The sequence below is a fragment of the Frankia sp. CgMI4 genome (assembly GCF_001756285.1).
Lineage (GTDB): Bacteria > Actinomycetota > Actinomycetes > Frankiales > Frankiaceae > Frankia > Frankia casuarinae.
In genome coordinates this window covers 1-15,003 of the sequence record NZ_MAQZ01000100.1, presented here as the reverse complement: position 1 = coordinate 15,003, position 15,003 = coordinate 1, and the positions used below count along the sequence as shown (strand labels likewise).

Sequence of the window (15,003 nt, the reverse complement as noted above, 5' to 3'; positions counted from 1 at the left end):
CCATCGCCAGGACCACCTATCGAGAGTGGCTCGCGCGCTGACTCGGCCGGGGCGTGCACGACATCCGTCGTGTGGGACCCGGCCGGAATCCTTGTAGATTCACGTGGTCGACGACCGGCGTTTCCGGCGGGCTACTCCACCACCGCTACCGGTTCGCGCTGCGGGGCCGCCGGCTGGGCGTTCGCGGGGCCGTGCGCCACGGTGGCAGCGGGGCGGCCGGGGAGGAAGAGGCTGGCGACGAAGCCGACGGCGGTCAGGGCGACGACCCACCAGAACGTCACGCCGAACGCCTCGGCGACCTTGTCGGCGACAGGGCCGGGAAGCTTCACCCCCGCCGACTCGGCGAGCGCACCCTCGCCACCGACGCCCGGCAGCCGGCTGGCGATGGCGTGCTGCAGTTCGACGGCGACCAGCGCGGTGGCCAGCGACCCGCCGACCCGCTGCAGGATGTTCAGCGTCGTGGTCGCGCGCGGCACCGCCGCCTGCCCGAGCGTCGCATAGGCGGCGCCCATCGCGGGCATCATCGTCGCCCCGAAGCCCAGACCGCGCACGAACAGCGAGAACGCCAGCAGCACCTCATTGGTGTGCGCGTCGACCTGGGTGAACAGCAGCGTGCCGAGCAGGGCGAGGACCATGCCGAGCGGGACGACCGACCGGGCGCCGCGGCGGTCGGAGACCCGTCCCGCGATCGCCATGGAGATCATTGCGCCCAGTCCCTGTGGCGCCATGAGCAGGCCGGCGTCACTGGCGCTCTGCCCGCGCGCGACCTGGTAGTAGAGCGGAAGCAGGAACATCGCACCGAACAGCATGGCGCCGATCACGAAGGTCGTGACGCTCGCGATGCTGAACACCCGGTCGCCGAACAGCCGCATGTCGAGCAGGGCGCCGTCGCGGCGCAGGGCGTGCACGACGAAGCCGGCCAGCAGCACTACGCCGACGGCGATGCTGACCTGCACCTTCGCAGCCCCGAAGCCGCCGCCGTTRCCCGCCTCGGACAGGCCGTAGACGAGCGCCGCCAGCCCCGGCGAGATCAGCGCCAGGCCGGGCAGGTCGAGCCGGTGGTGCGCCGAGCCGCGGTCATCGCGTGGCAGCACCCGCCAGGACAGGAACAGGGCGAGCACGCCGATCGGCACGTTCACGTAGAAGATCCAGCGCCAGCTGAGGTGGTCRACGATCAGTCCGCCGATGACCGGGCCGAGCACCGGCGCGATGAGCATCGGGACGCCGATGATGCTCATGACCCGGCCGATCCGCTGCGGGCCCGCGGCCTGGGCGAGCAGGGTCATGCAGATCGGCATGATCATGYCGCCGCCGAGGCCCTGCAGGACCCGGAAGGCGATCAGCGTCCCTGCCGACCAGGCGAGGCCGCACAGGGCACTGCCGGCGACGAACAGCGCCAGCGAGATGTTCCACATCCGCGTCGCGCCGAACCGCTCGACCGACCAGCCGGCCAGCGGGATCACGACGGCCAGCGCCAGCAGATAACCGGTGGTGACCCAGGAGATCGTGGACAGCGACGTGTGGAACTCGTTACCGAGCGCGTGGATGGCGACCGAGACGATCGTCGTGTCGAGGATCACCATGATCGCGCCGAGCATCACTGTGGCGGACAGTCGGATCAGCGCCGGGTCCAGCTTGGCGGCCGAGGCGGGCCCGGGCGCGGCGGTGGCGGGCGGCGAGGCCGCGTTGGGTTGGTCAGGCACGTTGATCTCCGTGGCAAAGGCGGCAGACGCCGGGGGCGGTCGGTCGCGTTCGGACCTGCGGCGACCGGACGGGACAAAGCTGGTCGCCGCCCAGCATCCGACGCTCGTTGAGTTGTGTCAAATATATCGTCGTGACAACGAGACGTTCGCGGCGGCTTGCCGATACGATCGACGCATGATCGAAGCCGCTCGGGAGGCCGCCGGGGAGGCGACTGCCCGAGATGCGACCGCCCGGGACGCGGGCACTCGCGAGGCGGGCACTCGCGAGGCGACAGCTCGCGAGGCGTGGCGCGCCATGCTGGCGCTGACCTTCAGCGGCGAGGCGCCCAGCCGGATGCACACCGTCTGCCAGGCGTTTGATCTCACGCCGGCCGCTTTGAAGATCCTTCTGGTGCTGTCGGGGGGCCCGCGCCCGATGCGCGAGCTCGTCGAGATGTTCCGCCACGACCCGAGCTACCTGACCAGCGTCGTCGACCTGCTCGAGCGCCGCGGCGTCGCCCGGCGCGAGCCGCACCCGACCGACCGGCGGGCCAAGACGGTCGCGATGACCGAGGAGGGCCGACGCGTTCTGGCCCAGGCCCAGGAGATGCTGTCCGTTCCCCCGGCGTCGCTGCAGGTGCTCTCGCCGGATGAGCAGCAGCAGCTGCTGCGCCTGCTCATCCGCGTCGTCGACGCGGAGCCCACTATTCCCACGGCGCTGCGCCCGCGTCCCGTCACGTCCCCATCTGACTGATCGGTTACGCTTCTGCTCCTACTGACCGAGTGACCCCGTCTTCGCTGTCCACAAAAGCGGGATCGTTCCACTGGCGGCGGCGGTCGCCTCGTCGGCAGCGGCCTGGGTGACCGGGCTGGTGAGATGGCTGGGCATGATCTGAGAGATCATCGTGCCGCCGCCGTGGCCGGCCCGCGGACGACCGAGCAGCGCTGGTTCAGAACTCGTACTTCTGCTTGAGCTCGGCGAGCGTGTCGAGGAAGCCGTCCAGGTGTTCGTCGGACAGCCGGTTGTTCACCATCAGCCGGATCACGGTCTGGTTCTTGTTCACCGCCGGGTAGCCGAACATCGGTACCAGATACCCGCGATCGAGGAAGTCCTGCCGGACGCGTACGGCGGTGTGGTTCGAGCCCACCGAGATCGATGTGACGTAGGTCGGCGTGGCGTTGATGGTGCAGCCGATCCCGAGCAGTCGCTCCCGCAGCCGGTCGACTCGGTCGAGGTAGCGTTCCATCACGGACGGGTCTTGTCTCATCCGGCGCAGCACATGGACGATGGCGCCGGCGGTCGGCGGCTGAATGTTGGTGGTGAACACCGACGTGCCCGACAGGAAGCGGAACGCATCAAGAGCGTCGGCCGGTCCCGCGAGGGCGCCACCGCCCAAGCCGATGGACTTGCCGAACGACACCATCAGGAAAGTCGCCCGGCGCAGCTCCTCGTATTCAGCGGCGAACCGGTGGCCGCCGTTGCCGTAGACCATGAAGCCGTTCGCGTCGTCGACGAAGCTGACCGCGCCGAACTCGTCGCACAGGTCGAGGATCTCGCCGACCGGAGCCATCGAGCCGTCGGAGTACACGGTCAAGAATCCGACAACGACCCGCCGGCCGCGGAGGTTTTCCAGCACCTGCCTGAGATCGGCAATGTCATTGTGGCGGAAGTTGATCAGGTTACGTCCGAACTTGAATCGTTCAACGGCCTTCCACATGCTCCAGTGGCTGTCCCGGTCGAGCACGAACACCGTGTCGGCGTTGTCCACGCCGGGCTGGTCGTTGAACGAGAACCTGGCGCTCATCGCGTGCACGAACCCGACGTTGGCCAGCAGCCCGGTGGCGTAGGTGAGCGCCTTCTGCCGGCCGGTGATCTCGGCGACCAGCGCCTCCAGTTCCAGGTGTGGCCGGGCGACGCCCTGAACCACTCGGGAGCCGCCGACGACCAGGCCATAGTTCATCGCCGTCTCGACGAAGACGTTGCGCACGTCCGGGTCGTGTTGCCATCCGAGGATGCCGATGCCGGCGAAGTTGACCACTTTTCTGCCGTTGATGCTTATGACCGCGTCGTTGCGGTCGTCAAGCTCGGGAGTCGCGATCAGTTCACCGCTTCGCCTCGCGCTTTCGACCCATTCGGAGAAACCCCAGCGGGCCAGCGCCGGCTCCGCGGACAAGGCAGTCATGATCGTCCCTCATTTCGGCGAGTTAGGCCCAGGAGTGTTGGCGTCTTCTCGTTGCTCGGTGGTGGAAGGGCAAATGCGAGACCGCTGGACGGCGCAAACAGAGCAGGCCGAGACCAGGTCAGCCCACGACGGGGCCACCGAGTTCGGAGCCACCGAGTTCCGGTCGGTTCAGAGCAGGGTGCCGAGTCGGGAGTCGACTTCCTCGGCGCTGATGCCGAATTGGGCCAGGTCGTAGCGGTGCGAACGGAGGCGTGCGTCTTCGGCCAGCACGGCCGACATGGCCGGGCGGACCTCGTTGGCCAGGTCCCATCCGAGGTGGCGGTAGATGTCGGCGACGACCGCCAGCGGGTCGGCGGTGAACTCGTCGAATTCGACGTCGTAGAATCTGGCCTGGTCGTGTTTGGCCCGCTCCGTGGCGAATCGCGCAAGAGTGCGAGTGGCGAGTGCGAGCAGGGTAGGGCCGATCACCTCGCCCTGGAAAACTGAGGACATGCCCGCGGCAAGCTTGCTCGCCATGCTGCACGCCGATCCCAGTACCGTACTAGCGGGTCTGCGGTGGGTCTGGATCACCATTGCGTCGGGGTAGGTCGCCAGCAGGGCATCCAGACAGGGCATGTGACTGGAGGACTTGAGTACCCAGCGTCGCCCGGGGTCATGCAGCCCGATCAGTTGGAGGTTGCGGCGATGCCGCCGGTACGCTTCGGTCGAGTCCCGGCCTGCCAGCCACGCGGAGTACGTCGGCACGTACCCGGTGAACTCGAAATACGGCGAGACCATCGACTKGCGGGTMAACAGCCAGCACTCCTCGACCTCGCCGGCTTTGCGATTGTGGATGCCCAGGTAGCCGGGATGTTGCTCGACAAACTTGTCGACGCCCCCCTGGACCATCTGGAAGATCGGGTTGGTAGGCCAGGTCGAGCGTGCGGGCCGGGGCTGGGGAGCGTAGCCCAGCCACAGTTCGAGCCCTTGGTTGGCCGAGTCGGCGGTGAGTAGCCGGTGCAGGGTGGTGGTGCCGGTCCGCGGCATACCGACGATGAACACCGGCCTCTCGATCGGGACCTGGGCGTGCTCGGGATGTCTCTGCCACCCGGCCTCACTGAACAGGCGGGCCATCAGGATGCCGCACAACTCGTCCTGGACCAGCTGGACGCCGTGCGGCGTCAGGCTCGCCTCTTCCTGATAGGAGGCCAGGAGCACCTCGAGCCCTTCCAGATAGTCCGCCGGGCCGAAGTCGGTGAGTCCGGTGAGATCGGATGCCGTGGTGTGTAGCTCCTCGATTGTTTGGATCTTGTCCACTGAGTACGCTCCTCTGGTCCGTCAGCAGACGGCTTCAACAAATTCTCGAGATACAACGACCGGTTCCTCCCTGAGGGGCAGCAGGTGGAACCGGCCTTTTCGCGGAGCGTACGGAGGGTGTATAGGGGTCTCCGCGGCTGGCCAGCCGGAAAACATCCAGTTTCCCAGGCCGGCTCTGGACGCCGTGCCCGATGCCGCTCCTGATTTATCCGCGCCGGCGGGTCCCGGTGCAAGATATGGCCGTCGATCCGGATGACAATGCGAACGTCATGACCGCGTCCCTTCCGCAACTGTCGCGAACGTCCTGGTAGGCCATCGGCGGCACCCGTTCGCCGGGTGCGGCAGTCTGGGCAGCTGAACATGCCGRCGAAATACTGGTCTCCACTGACTTCGAGCCAATCATAGCCGATACKAGTGGGTGATCGACGTTCTGCGCCCGGGGCCAGCCATCGACAATTGAGATCGGCTGATACGAACATCAGAGCCAGCACGGCCGTGGGTTGATACCCCGCTGCTTCGGGCCCATACTTCCTGCCTCGCGGCAACCGAGGTCGCCACGGTCGCATCACGCCACCCATCCCCCGCCGTTGACAACCTGATGGCCGCGCCTGAAGTGACAACGGCGGGCCCGGCCAGGCGCGTGGATGTCCGGGCATAGAACGGCGGGTAACATTTTATCGCGAACGGGTTACGGCTATAGGTCAGCGCGGACTTGCTGGCCGCGTAAACGCTGCCACCCGGCTCGGGGATCCGGTCGGCGGCGTTACTGCCGATGGTGATGATCCGACCGCCCGCTGGTCATGGATCGGCACCTACTGGACGCTGACGGTGGCGCGGTGGTGGCGCGGTTCCTCGATCTCGTCGAGCAGCGCGATCGCGAAGTCCGCGTACCCGATCCGGCTGGCCGGGTCGCCGTGCTCGGCGACCCGGTACCGGCCGGTGCGCGCCCCGTCGTGGTCGAAGTCCCCAGCGGGAGCGACGTACACCCAGTCGAGTTCGCAGGCGCGCAGCACGTCGAGGCCCGCCGCGTGGCCGAGGAAGAAGGAACGGTACTCGTTCGGGTAGCCGGGCTCGTCCATCAACGCGGCGCCAGATGCCCCCGGCAGGATCGAGGAGAGGCCGACGACCACCAGGCGGCGCACGCCCGCCCTGGCCAGCCCGGTGGCCAAGGCGCGGGACGACGCGGTGAAGAAGTCGTGCGCCGGCGTGGACAGGTCGACCGCGGCGCTGATCGCCGCGTCCTGTCCGGCCGCCGCACGCTCGACACTTACCGCATCAGTGACATCACCCGCAACCACCCGGGCGTCGGACGGCAGGTCGCCATGACGTGCGGGGTCGCGCATCACGGCGGTGACCCGGTGGCCGCGGCGACCTGCTTCGGCGAGAACCTGCCGCCCCGCACGCCCGCCCGCGCCGAACACCACAATGTTCACGGCAACCCCTCTCCCCGTATGCCGGTGCCCTTGCRCCTGCCGGTGCGCGGACGCTATCGGGGATGGCGGTTACCGCGGGGATACCGGCTGGCTGGCTATCGTGAAGCGGTGAGGAAGCCCCTGCCCGCCGACATGTTCGACGAGCTGTGCCCGTCCTCGCTCAACCCGATCCGCTTCGGCGACAAGTGGGCAGCGCTCATCATCCGCTGCCTTGAGGACGGGCCGCGCCGGTTCTCCGAGCTGCGCGTGCCGCTGAGCCGGGTCACTCCCAAGGTGCTCACCCAGTCGCTGCGTTCCCTTGAACGGGACGGCCTGATCACCCGCACCGTCCTGGATGCCAGGGCCACCGCCCATGTCGAGTACGAGCTGACCGCGCTGGGCCGCAGCATGCTGGAGCCGATGGCGGTCGCCTGCGCCTGGGTCGCCGAGCACKGGGACCAGCTCCTCGACGCCCGCGAGGCGTATGACCGCGCCCTCCGCCTCGACCGCRCCGGATGAGGCGGCGTGGCTATCGCCGACGCGCCGCACAGTTCTGGACACATACCGAAACGTGCGGAGCGACGCCGATCCAGCCGAGCGAGACCCACAGCGTGACCGCTACCTCGGCCGTTTCCAGTTCGACACCGGGACCCTCGCCATCTTCGACCAGCGCCCCGACGTCCCCCGCCATCGGCGAACGCACCGGCGTCACCACGACCGCCGGTCCCGCCGGCCGCGCGATCACTCTGCTTCGCGGGTGACGTGCCTGCCCGCATCGTGCATACGGGCGGGCACGGGGCGGACCGGGCAGGCCGTCGGTACCGGAGGCGGCTCCGGCCGGTGGCGGCGCCTGTGTCCCGCCCGCGCGGCCGGTCGAAGGCCGGTGAAACCGGCGTGCAGGGGCGGTGATACCGCCGTTGTCTAGCGTTCTGGCCAGCTCATCCGACGCCTCCCTCGACCCGACGCCCCCGTTGTCGATCCCCCGTTGTCGATCCCCCGTTGTCGCGACACCCCACGGAAGGAAGACGGATGACAGCCATGCCCGCGGTCCAGGCCGGTGGTCTGGTCAAGAGATTCGGCGATTTTCACGCCGTCGACCACATCGATCTCGAGGTGCACCACGGCGAGATCTTCGGCGTGCTCGGGCCCAACGGCGCCGGCAAGACGACGATGCTGAAGATGCTGGCCACGCTGTTGGCGATCGACGACGGCCGGGCCGAGATCTTCGGCGTCGACGTCGCCGCCCAGCCGCACCGGGTCCGTCAGCTCATCGGCGTGACCGGCCAGTACGCCTCCGTGGACGAGGACCTCACCGCCACCGAGAACCTGTGGCTGTTCGGCCGGCTCCAGGGCCTGCGCTCGGCTGACGCGCGCGCCACCGCGCGCCGGCTGCTGGAGCAGTTCGGTCTCGAGGAGGCCGCCGAACGACAGATCTCGGCGTTCTCCGGCGGGATGCGCCGCCGCCTCGATCTTGCCGCGTCCCTCATCACCCGGCCACCGTTGATCTTCCTGGACGAGCCGACGACCGGCCTCGACCCGCGTACCCGCGGCCAGATGTGGGACACCATCCGCGAGCTCGTCAACGACGGCTGCACCGTCCTGCTCACCACGCAGTACCTGGACGAGGCCGACCAGCTCGCCGACCGGGTCTGCGTGATCGACCACGGGCGCAAGGTCGCCGAGGGCACGCCGGACGAGCTCAAGACCCAGGTCGGCGACTCGACGCTGCAGCTTCAGCTCGCCCCCGGCGCTGACCAGGAGCGCGCCCGCGAGGTGGTGCTGCGGGTGCTCGGCGAGGAGCCGGTCACCACGCCCGAGTCCGGCCGGCTCAACGTCCCGCTCGACGTCGCCGACCGGGCCGCCGACGTGCTGATCGCGCTGCGCGGGGCCGCCGTCGCGATCGCCTCGGTCAGTGTCGCCAAACCGACCCTCGACGAGGTCTTCTTCGCCCTCACCGGCCACGGCGCCGGTCCCGGCCACGGCGGCCCGGGCGACGCCGGCGACCCGGGCGACGCCGGCGACCCGCAGACCGCCGGCGGCCCGACCGGAGCGGTACCCGACCAGGACGCGACCGGCCCCGACGACCACGCCACGGAGGTAACTCGATGAACACCGTTCTCGCCGGGCCGTCGGCCGGGCCGGCCGCAGGCGCGCCGCGGCCGGCCTCGGCCGTCGACCCGGCAGCCGCCGTTGCCCGTACCCGGGCCCGCGCCGGGGTGGGGGACACCCTTACCCAGAGCTTCGCGATGGCCTGGCGAGCGCTGAAGAAGATGCGCCGCAACCCGGAACAGTTCTTCGACGTGGCGCTCCAGCCGCTGCTGTTCACCGCGATGTTCGCCTACGTGTTCGGCGGCGCGATCTCCGGCGACGTCCACAGCTACCTGCCGCTGCTCATCCCCGGCATCGTCGCCCAGACCGTGCTCACCACCTGCATGGCCACCGGTACGCAGCTGCGGGAGGACATGGACAAGGGGGTCTTCGACCGGTTCCGGTCCCTGCCGATGTCCCGGATCGCGCCGCTGRCCGGGCCGATGATCGCCGACCTGGTCCGCTACCTGATCGCGGCGAGCCTGACCTACCTGATGGGCCTGATCCTCGGCTACCGGCCCGGCGGCGGCGTGCCCGGCGTGCTCGGCGCGATCGTGCTCGCGGTCCTGACCGGCTGGGCGATCGCGTGGGCGTTCACCTGGATYGGCACGGTCGCCCGCAGCGCCCGCAGCGTGCAGGGAATCTCGATGATGATCCTGTTTCCGCTGACCTTCCTGTCCAACGCGTTCGTGCCGGCGAAGACGCTGCCGGGCTGGCTGGAGACCTTCACCAGGGTCAATCCGGTGTCACACCTGGTCTCCGCCACGCGGGACCTGGCCAACAACGGCGTGCTCACCGGGCAGGTCGGCTGGACGCTGCTCACCGGTCTCGCCGTGATCGTGATCTTCCTGCCGATGTCGGTCGTCAGCTACAAGCGGCACCTGTAGCCCGTGCCCCGGCGATGCCCCGTCGCGGCCCGGTGGTAGATCGGCCAGCCGCTCGGCCAGCCGTTCGACGAGGATGCACGCCTCGTCGAACAGCTGTGCCGGGCGCCGGGCCTCGGCGTCCGACCGGGCTGCCGGGAGTGCGCCGGGTGCCCGGCGCTCGGCGAGCGCCTCGACCCGGGCCCACCCCAGCGACGGGATCGTCGCGATGTAGGAGAAACGCTTCGCCAGCGCGAGCAGCTGGACCGCCTCCCGCACTGTCATCCCGGCCGGCATCCCGGCCGGCCGGCCGTCGCGAAGGCCCCAGACGCCGAACGCGAACAGCAGCGTCCCGCACGCCGGATAGTCGATCGTGGCCCGGCTGCGTCGCAACGCGTCGGCATACCGGACGAGACTGGCGCGAAACAGGTCGTGGCCGGTGGCGAGGTCGTCGGCGCTGGCCGCGTGCCAGGCGAAGGCGGCGAGCGCCACCGCGTCGCCGGCCAGCACCCAGGGCTCGACGCCGGTCGTTGCGACGCCGGGCCATCGCAACGCCCGCATCCCCGCTGCCGCGTCCAGATGCTGGCGCAGGCCCACAGCCGTGTCGCCGCGCACGATCGCGAGCTCGGCCCGGCCGATCGCCGCCATCATCGGGCCGCCGTACACGGCCCCGTCCGACGGGTCGATCTGGGCGAGATACTCCTCGGCCGCGTCGAGCCGGCCGCCGTTGACGGCGTCGAACGCCAGCAGCACCCGCAGCTGTGCGACGTCGTCGCGGGCACCGAGCCGTTCCAGGACCGGCAGGGCCGCCTGGGCGTGGGAACGGGCGACGGCGAAATCTCCGCGCCGCATCGTCAGCTCGGCCAGCCGGGTGTGCACCATGGCCGTCAGCCACGGCCCTTCCCGCGGTGTGGCCAGGGCCAGCGTCTGCTCGGCGGCTGCCGCCGAGGCCAGTGCCTCACCGGCGTTCTCGTGCAGATGGGCCAGCCACACCAGACAGACCAGGCGCAGGTGCCGGTCGGCGCCGTCCGCCAGCCGCACGAGCTGTGTCTCGGTGTCCGTGGGCTGCGCCGGGTCGAGGGCGAGCAGCACCCGCGCCGTGTTGGCCAGCCACGGGTCGCCCGCAGCCTCGGGGCCGAGCCGCTCCAGCAGCTCGCGGATCGGCGCCGGGAGAAGCCCGTCCCCCACGAAGATCGCGACCGTCGCCATCGCGGTCCCGGCAGCCACGGCCGCCTGAGCCGCGGCGGGCTGCGGTGTCCAGCCGGACAGCATCGCGGTGACCGCGTCGATCAGCACCGACATCCGGAGGTGCTCGCCGCGGATCGCCCAGAACATACCGAGCACCGCCAGCAGCCGCACGACCGTCTCGGTGTCGCCGTCGGCCACCGCGTCACGCAACTCGTCGGCGAGGTTCGTCTCCTCGGCCGCGATCGCGTCGATCGCCGCGAACTGCCGCTCCGTGACCAGACCCACGCCGTGCCGGGTGGCGTAGCCGACCGCCCAGTCCCGCTGGGCCCGTCGCGCCGCGACCTGCTCGCCGGATTCGGCCAGCCGCAGCCGGCCGAACTCCCGGACCGTCTCCAACATCCGATAACGCACTCCGCCGGCCGGCTCGCGCACGCTCAGCAACGACTGTTCGACGAGGTTCTGCACCGCGTCGACCGCGTTGACGGGATCGGAACCCGCTGCCTCGTCGGCGGGGCCGGGGGCGGCGAGGATCTCCTCCGCCGCCTCCAGGGTAAAACCGTCCGGGAACAGCGCCAGCCGGCGCAGCGAGCGCCGTTCCGGCTCCGCCAGCAGGTTCCACGACCAGTCGATCACGGCGAGCAGCGTGCGGTGGCGGTCCGGGGCGGCGCGGTCTCCGCCGCGCAGCAAGGCGAACCGGTCCGCCAGCCGCCGGTCGACGTCCTCCACCGACATCGCCCGGACCCGAGCCGCCGCCAGCTCGATCGCCAGCGGAAGCCCGTCGAGCCGGTCGACGATCCGGCCGACCACCTCACGGTCGAGCCGGACGGTGGGGCGGGCCGCGGTGGCACGCTGGCTGAACAGCTCGACCGCGTCGGCGCGGACCAGCTCGCCGAGCAGGTAGACCCGCTCGGCACCGATCGCGAGCGGCGCCCGGCTCGTCGTGAGCACCCGCAGGTCGGCGGTGGCCGTGACGAGGAAGGCGACCAGCTCGGCAACCTCGGCGACAAGATGCTCGCAGTTGTCCAACAGCAGCAGGCCCGGCCCCCGCGCCAGTCGCGCGGCGATCCGCGCGCGCAGGTCGGCGCGCTGCGCGGGGGTCAGCACCCGGCGGTCGCCGATCGAGTCGCGGACGCCGAGCGCGGAGCCGACCTCGCCGATCAGGTCCTCGGGCGCCGCCACCCCGACCAGGTGGACGACGTGCACCACCGGCAGCGTGCTGTCCCGGGCGAGCAGATGGGCCAGGCGGGTCTTCCCGAGGCCACCCGGCCCGACGATCGACACCACCCGCGACCGGTCCAGTAACGCCCGCAGCCGCTCGACGTCGTGCTGGCGGCCCAGCAGGGGAGTGGCGTCGTATCGGATCCCGCCCCGGACGGGCCGGTCGAGGGCGAGCAGATCGCGCTGGACCCGGGTGAGTGTCTCCCCGGGGCTGGTCCCCAGCCGTTCCCGCAGGTCCCGGCGGTAGCGCTCGAATCGTCCCAACGCCGCCGCGGGCCCGCGCACCGCGGCCTCGCTGCGTAGCAGGTCGACCAGCAGGTCCTCGTCGTCGGGCTGCTGCGCGTGCGCCGCCTCCAGGAGCCCGAGCGCCTTGGCATGCTCACCTGTACGGCTCGTGGCCCGGGCCAACAGCAGTCGGGCCGCCGCCAGGTCGCGGCCGGCCGCCCGGCGCACGCCGGCGAGCGGCCCGGAGCCGTTCACCGGCACCGGCGGCAGCGCCGCGCCGAGGTCCAGCGCAGCGCGGGCCCGCTCGACGGCGGCCCGCGGATCGACAGCGACGAGCTCGGCGGCCTCGGCCACCAGCCGGCCCAGCAGACAGCTGTCGACCTGCGTCGGCAGGAGACCGAGCCGGTAGCCGTCACCGTCGCGCACCACCGCACCGGCACCGCACGCCGCCCTGGTCCGCGAGACGACCACCTGAAGGCCCTTGGCCGGGTTGGCCAACGACCCCTCGCCCCAGATCATCTCGGCCAGCCGCTGCGCCCGCACCGGCCGGCCGGGCTCGGATGCCAGCGCCGCCAGCAACGCCCGGGGGCGGTCGCCCATCACCGGGGTGCCCTCCCAGCGCACCCCGTCCAGGAGCATGAGGCTCACGACCACTCTGATCAGTCTAGAACGGCAGCCAGGAACGATCCGTACGTCCCCAGGAGCGTTGCCAGGGCCGGTTCCGCGGTCGAGCGACATGGTCCGGGCGACGGCATGGTCCGGGCGACGGCATGGTCCGGGCGACGGCATGGTCCGGGCGACGGCATGGTCCGGGGCTGGTTCGTTCGGGCCGCCCGCCGAGCACATCGCCATGACGAACCTCAACGAGGTGAATAAGTGGATCATTCTGCCGTATGGCCGCGGAGTTGATCACCGAACCTGGGGTCGGTCCTTCTCGCTCCGGTCGACATGCGATCCTTGGGGRCGAGAGATCAGGACTCCCGCTGAGCGAGGTGATGGGTGGGCAGCCGGAACCGGGAACGACGCAAGGCAAAACAGAAGGCCCGCGCGAACCGTGTCCGCGCCCAGGCGCCGGAGTCCGGGGCAGGGGCCTTCTACCAGGAGGAGCGCGGCCAGCGGGAGATGTTTCGCCGGATCRCCGATCARCTGRTCGCGGCGGCGCTGAACGCCCAGCTCGCCCGGGATGAGGCGRCACTGGCCGAGTACGTGGAGTTGCTCGTCGCCGCGCCGGGCGGGCCGGCCGGACGCCGAGTTGTCAATCGGTCCCTGGCCGGGTGGTTCGACCGCACCGTCGAGGCCGCCTGGCAGCGCGGCTGGCAGCCGGCTGACGTGCACCGGATCGTGAACCGTCAGGCAGGCCAGCGCCAGGCGCGACTCGCCGTCGACGCCATCGCCGGCCAGATGCGGCAATACGCGGCCGCCACCGTCGACGAGCGGTGGAAGAACCAGCTGTATGATCTTAACGCCGTTCTGTGGTGGGAGGATGACGGCACCTGGCTGGACGCCTKGGGTGACCGGGAGGGCCGGGACCGGGCGGAGGCGCTTGCCGACACCCTTGGTCTGCTCACCCTTCTGCACACCCTTCCCGCGATCGAATCCCTGTGCCCCCCGCCAGGCACCACACGACGCGACCCACCAGGTCGCCCCGCGGGACGCGGCCACGGCCAGGCGGACCCGGGCCACCGGGCCGGGGCCGGCCGGAGCGCCGACCCACGCATCCTCGACAAGGTCCGGGCGCTGCTGGCGAAGGCCGAATCAACCGGGTTCGCGGACGAGGCTGAGGCGCTGACCGCCAAGGCACAGCAGCTCATGGCCCGGCACAGCATCGACGAGGCGCTGCTCGCGGCGCGGGAGGGAACCCGCGACGAGCCGGCCGGCCGCCGGGTCGGCGTCGACAGCCCTTACGAGGCGGCCAAGGCCAGCCTGCTCGACGTGGTCGCCGGTGCAAACCGATGCCGTTCGGTGTGGACAAAGAACCTCGGGTTCGCCACGGTGATCGGTTTCCAGCCTGACCTCGACGCCGTCGAACTGCTGTACACCTCGCTCCTGGTCCAGGCGACCGCGGCGATGATGCAGGCCRGGTCCCGCCACGGGCGGTCCCGCACCCGGTCGTTCCGCCAGTCGTTCCTCGCCTCGTTCGCGGTCCGGATCGGCCAACGCCTGACGGCCGCTACCGAGCAGGCCAGTGAACAGGCCGCGGTCGAKGCGGGCGAGAGCCGGCTGCTGCCTGTGCTCGCCGCCCGTGGCGACGCCGTGAAGGAGGCAGCCGAGACGATGTTCCCGCAGGTCGTCGCCCGGGCGGTGAACGCGACCGACGGCGAGGGGTGGGCGTCCGGCCGGGCCGCCGCTGACCTCGCCTCCCTGCACACCTACGGCGAGGTGACCACCGCCCGGTCCCGATAGCCATGGCGCCGGAGCCGGCCCTCGCCTCACCGGTCACGCGATCATCCTGTTCGGGGCGGGACAGGCCCGCGTGCGGGCGCACCTCGCGCATCCGCTGGGAGTGAAGGGCTTCGCCGTCTCATGTGGGGGGTGGGAGTTTCTTCCGGCAGGTGATCGTGGCGGCCAGAGTGAGGAACCCGAGGAAGTTCCGGCCATCGCGTTCGTAGCGGATGGTCAACCGGCGGTAGCCATCCAGCCAGGAGATCGTTCTCTCGCCTTTCCACCGATGCCGGCCGAGACGTTCGGTGCTGTCCACCGTCGTGTTCACACTGCCCGCCGGAGACGCACCCACCTGGCTGGACGCGCGTCAGGGCTGTTCGCCGCGCGCTGGATCATCGACATACCCGGGGGGAGCTCACTCGTCGAGTTCGTAATCGAACCAAATGTGGTGGGTGTCGTCGGAGTC

At 70.6% G+C, this 15,003-nt stretch carries 9 protein-coding genes and 3 pseudogenes; 5 read left to right on the top strand and 7 right to left on the bottom strand.

What is annotated here, in order from left to right:
• Nucleotides 1-131: 131 nt before the first annotated feature.
• Nucleotides 132-1,703, bottom strand: a complete 1,572-nt coding sequence (locus tag Manayef4_RS17715; protein ID WP_070132355.1) for a DHA2 family efflux MFS transporter permease subunit — start codon at nt 1,701-1,703, stop codon at nt 132-134.
• 175 nt (nt 1,704-1,878) lie between these two features.
• Here Manayef4_RS17715 and Manayef4_RS17710 point away from each other — a divergent pair, with 175 nt between their 5' ends.
• Nucleotides 1,879-2,436, top strand: a complete 558-nt coding sequence (locus Manayef4_RS17710) for a MarR family transcriptional regulator (protein WP_035732334.1) — start codon at nt 1,879-1,881, stop codon at nt 2,434-2,436.
• Between the two features lie 196 nt (nt 2,437-2,632).
• On the opposite strand, the gene Manayef4_RS17705 is transcribed toward Manayef4_RS17710, so the two are convergent.
• The 4 genes and pseudogenes from Manayef4_RS17705 to Manayef4_RS17695 form a co-directional block, all read right to left on the bottom strand.
• Nucleotides 2,633-3,865 carry a pyridoxal phosphate-dependent aminotransferase family protein gene (locus tag Manayef4_RS17705; protein ID WP_011436447.1) on the bottom strand — a complete coding sequence of 411 codons (1,233 nt, stop codon included), beginning with the start codon at nt 3,863-3,865 and terminating at the stop codon, nt 2,633-2,635.
• Between the two features lie 168 nt (nt 3,866-4,033).
• Nucleotides 4,034-5,161: a sulfotransferase gene (locus tag Manayef4_RS17700; RefSeq protein ID WP_070132352.1), complete on the bottom strand. Its 1,128-nt coding sequence runs from the start codon at nt 5,159-5,161 to the stop codon at nt 4,034-4,036.
• 702 nt (nt 5,162-5,863) lie between these two features.
• A pseudogene (locus Manayef4_RS26765) lies at nt 5,864-5,953 on the bottom strand (oxidoreductase); the annotation flags it as partial.
• 20 nt (nt 5,954-5,973) lie between these two features.
• Nucleotides 5,974-6,594: an NAD(P)H-binding protein gene (locus Manayef4_RS17695; RefSeq protein ID WP_011436449.1), complete on the bottom strand. Its 621-nt coding sequence runs from the start codon at nt 6,592-6,594 to the stop codon at nt 5,974-5,976.
• 108 nt (nt 6,595-6,702) lie between these two features.
• Between Manayef4_RS17695 and Manayef4_RS17690 the strand changes: the two genes are divergently transcribed.
• From Manayef4_RS17690 to Manayef4_RS23330, 3 genes are all read left to right on the top strand, one after another.
• Nucleotides 6,703-7,092, top strand: coding sequence for a helix-turn-helix domain-containing protein (locus tag Manayef4_RS17690; RefSeq protein WP_070132372.1), 390 nt, complete (start codon nt 6,703-6,705; stop codon nt 7,090-7,092).
• A gap of 510 nt (nt 7,093-7,602) precedes the next feature.
• Entirely contained in the window at nt 7,603-8,682 is a 1,080-nt protein-coding gene (locus Manayef4_RS17680) for a daunorubicin resistance protein DrrA family ABC transporter ATP-binding protein (protein ID WP_011436451.1), read from the top strand.
• Nucleotides 8,679-9,548: an ABC transporter permease gene (locus Manayef4_RS23330; RefSeq protein WP_083282532.1), complete on the top strand. Its 870-nt coding sequence runs from the start codon at nt 8,679-8,681 to the stop codon at nt 9,546-9,548. The genes Manayef4_RS17680 and Manayef4_RS23330 overlap by 4 nt, the downstream gene beginning before the upstream one ends.
• 1,791 nt (nt 9,549-11,339) lie before the next feature.
• On the opposite strand, the pseudogene Manayef4_RS26760 reads toward Manayef4_RS23330, so the two are convergent.
• Nucleotides 11,340-12,674 (bottom strand): annotated as a pseudogene (locus Manayef4_RS26760) (BTAD domain-containing putative transcriptional regulator); the annotation flags it as partial.
• A 480-nt stretch (nt 12,675-13,154) separates the two neighbouring features.
• On the opposite strand from Manayef4_RS26760, the gene Manayef4_RS17665 reads away from it, so the two are divergent.
• Nucleotides 13,155-14,558 (top strand): DUF2786 domain-containing protein, encoded by a 1,404-nt coding sequence (locus tag Manayef4_RS17665; RefSeq protein WP_070132350.1) that lies wholly within the window; start codon nt 13,155-13,157, stop codon nt 14,556-14,558.
• A 118-nt stretch (nt 14,559-14,676) separates the two neighbouring features.
• Here Manayef4_RS17665 and Manayef4_RS26755 read toward each other — a convergent pair.
• Nucleotides 14,677-14,853 (bottom strand): annotated as a pseudogene (locus Manayef4_RS26755) (IS5/IS1182 family transposase); the annotation flags it as partial.
• Between the last annotated feature and the right edge of the window lie 150 nt (nt 14,854-15,003).

What these genes read in the sequence shown, in the direction of transcription:
- Manayef4_RS17710 (WP_035732334.1), top strand. Translation starts at nt 1,879, where the DNA reads ATGATCGAAGCCGCTCGGGAGGCCGCCGGGGAGGCGACTGCCCGAGAT.
- Manayef4_RS17705 (WP_011436447.1), bottom strand. Translation starts at nt 3,865, where the DNA reads ATGACTGCCTTGTCCGCGGAGCCGGCGCTGGCCCGCTGGGGTTTCTCC.
- Manayef4_RS17680 (WP_011436451.1), top strand. Translation starts at nt 7,603, where the DNA reads ATGACAGCCATGCCCGCGGTCCAGGCCGGTGGTCTGGTCAAGAGATTC.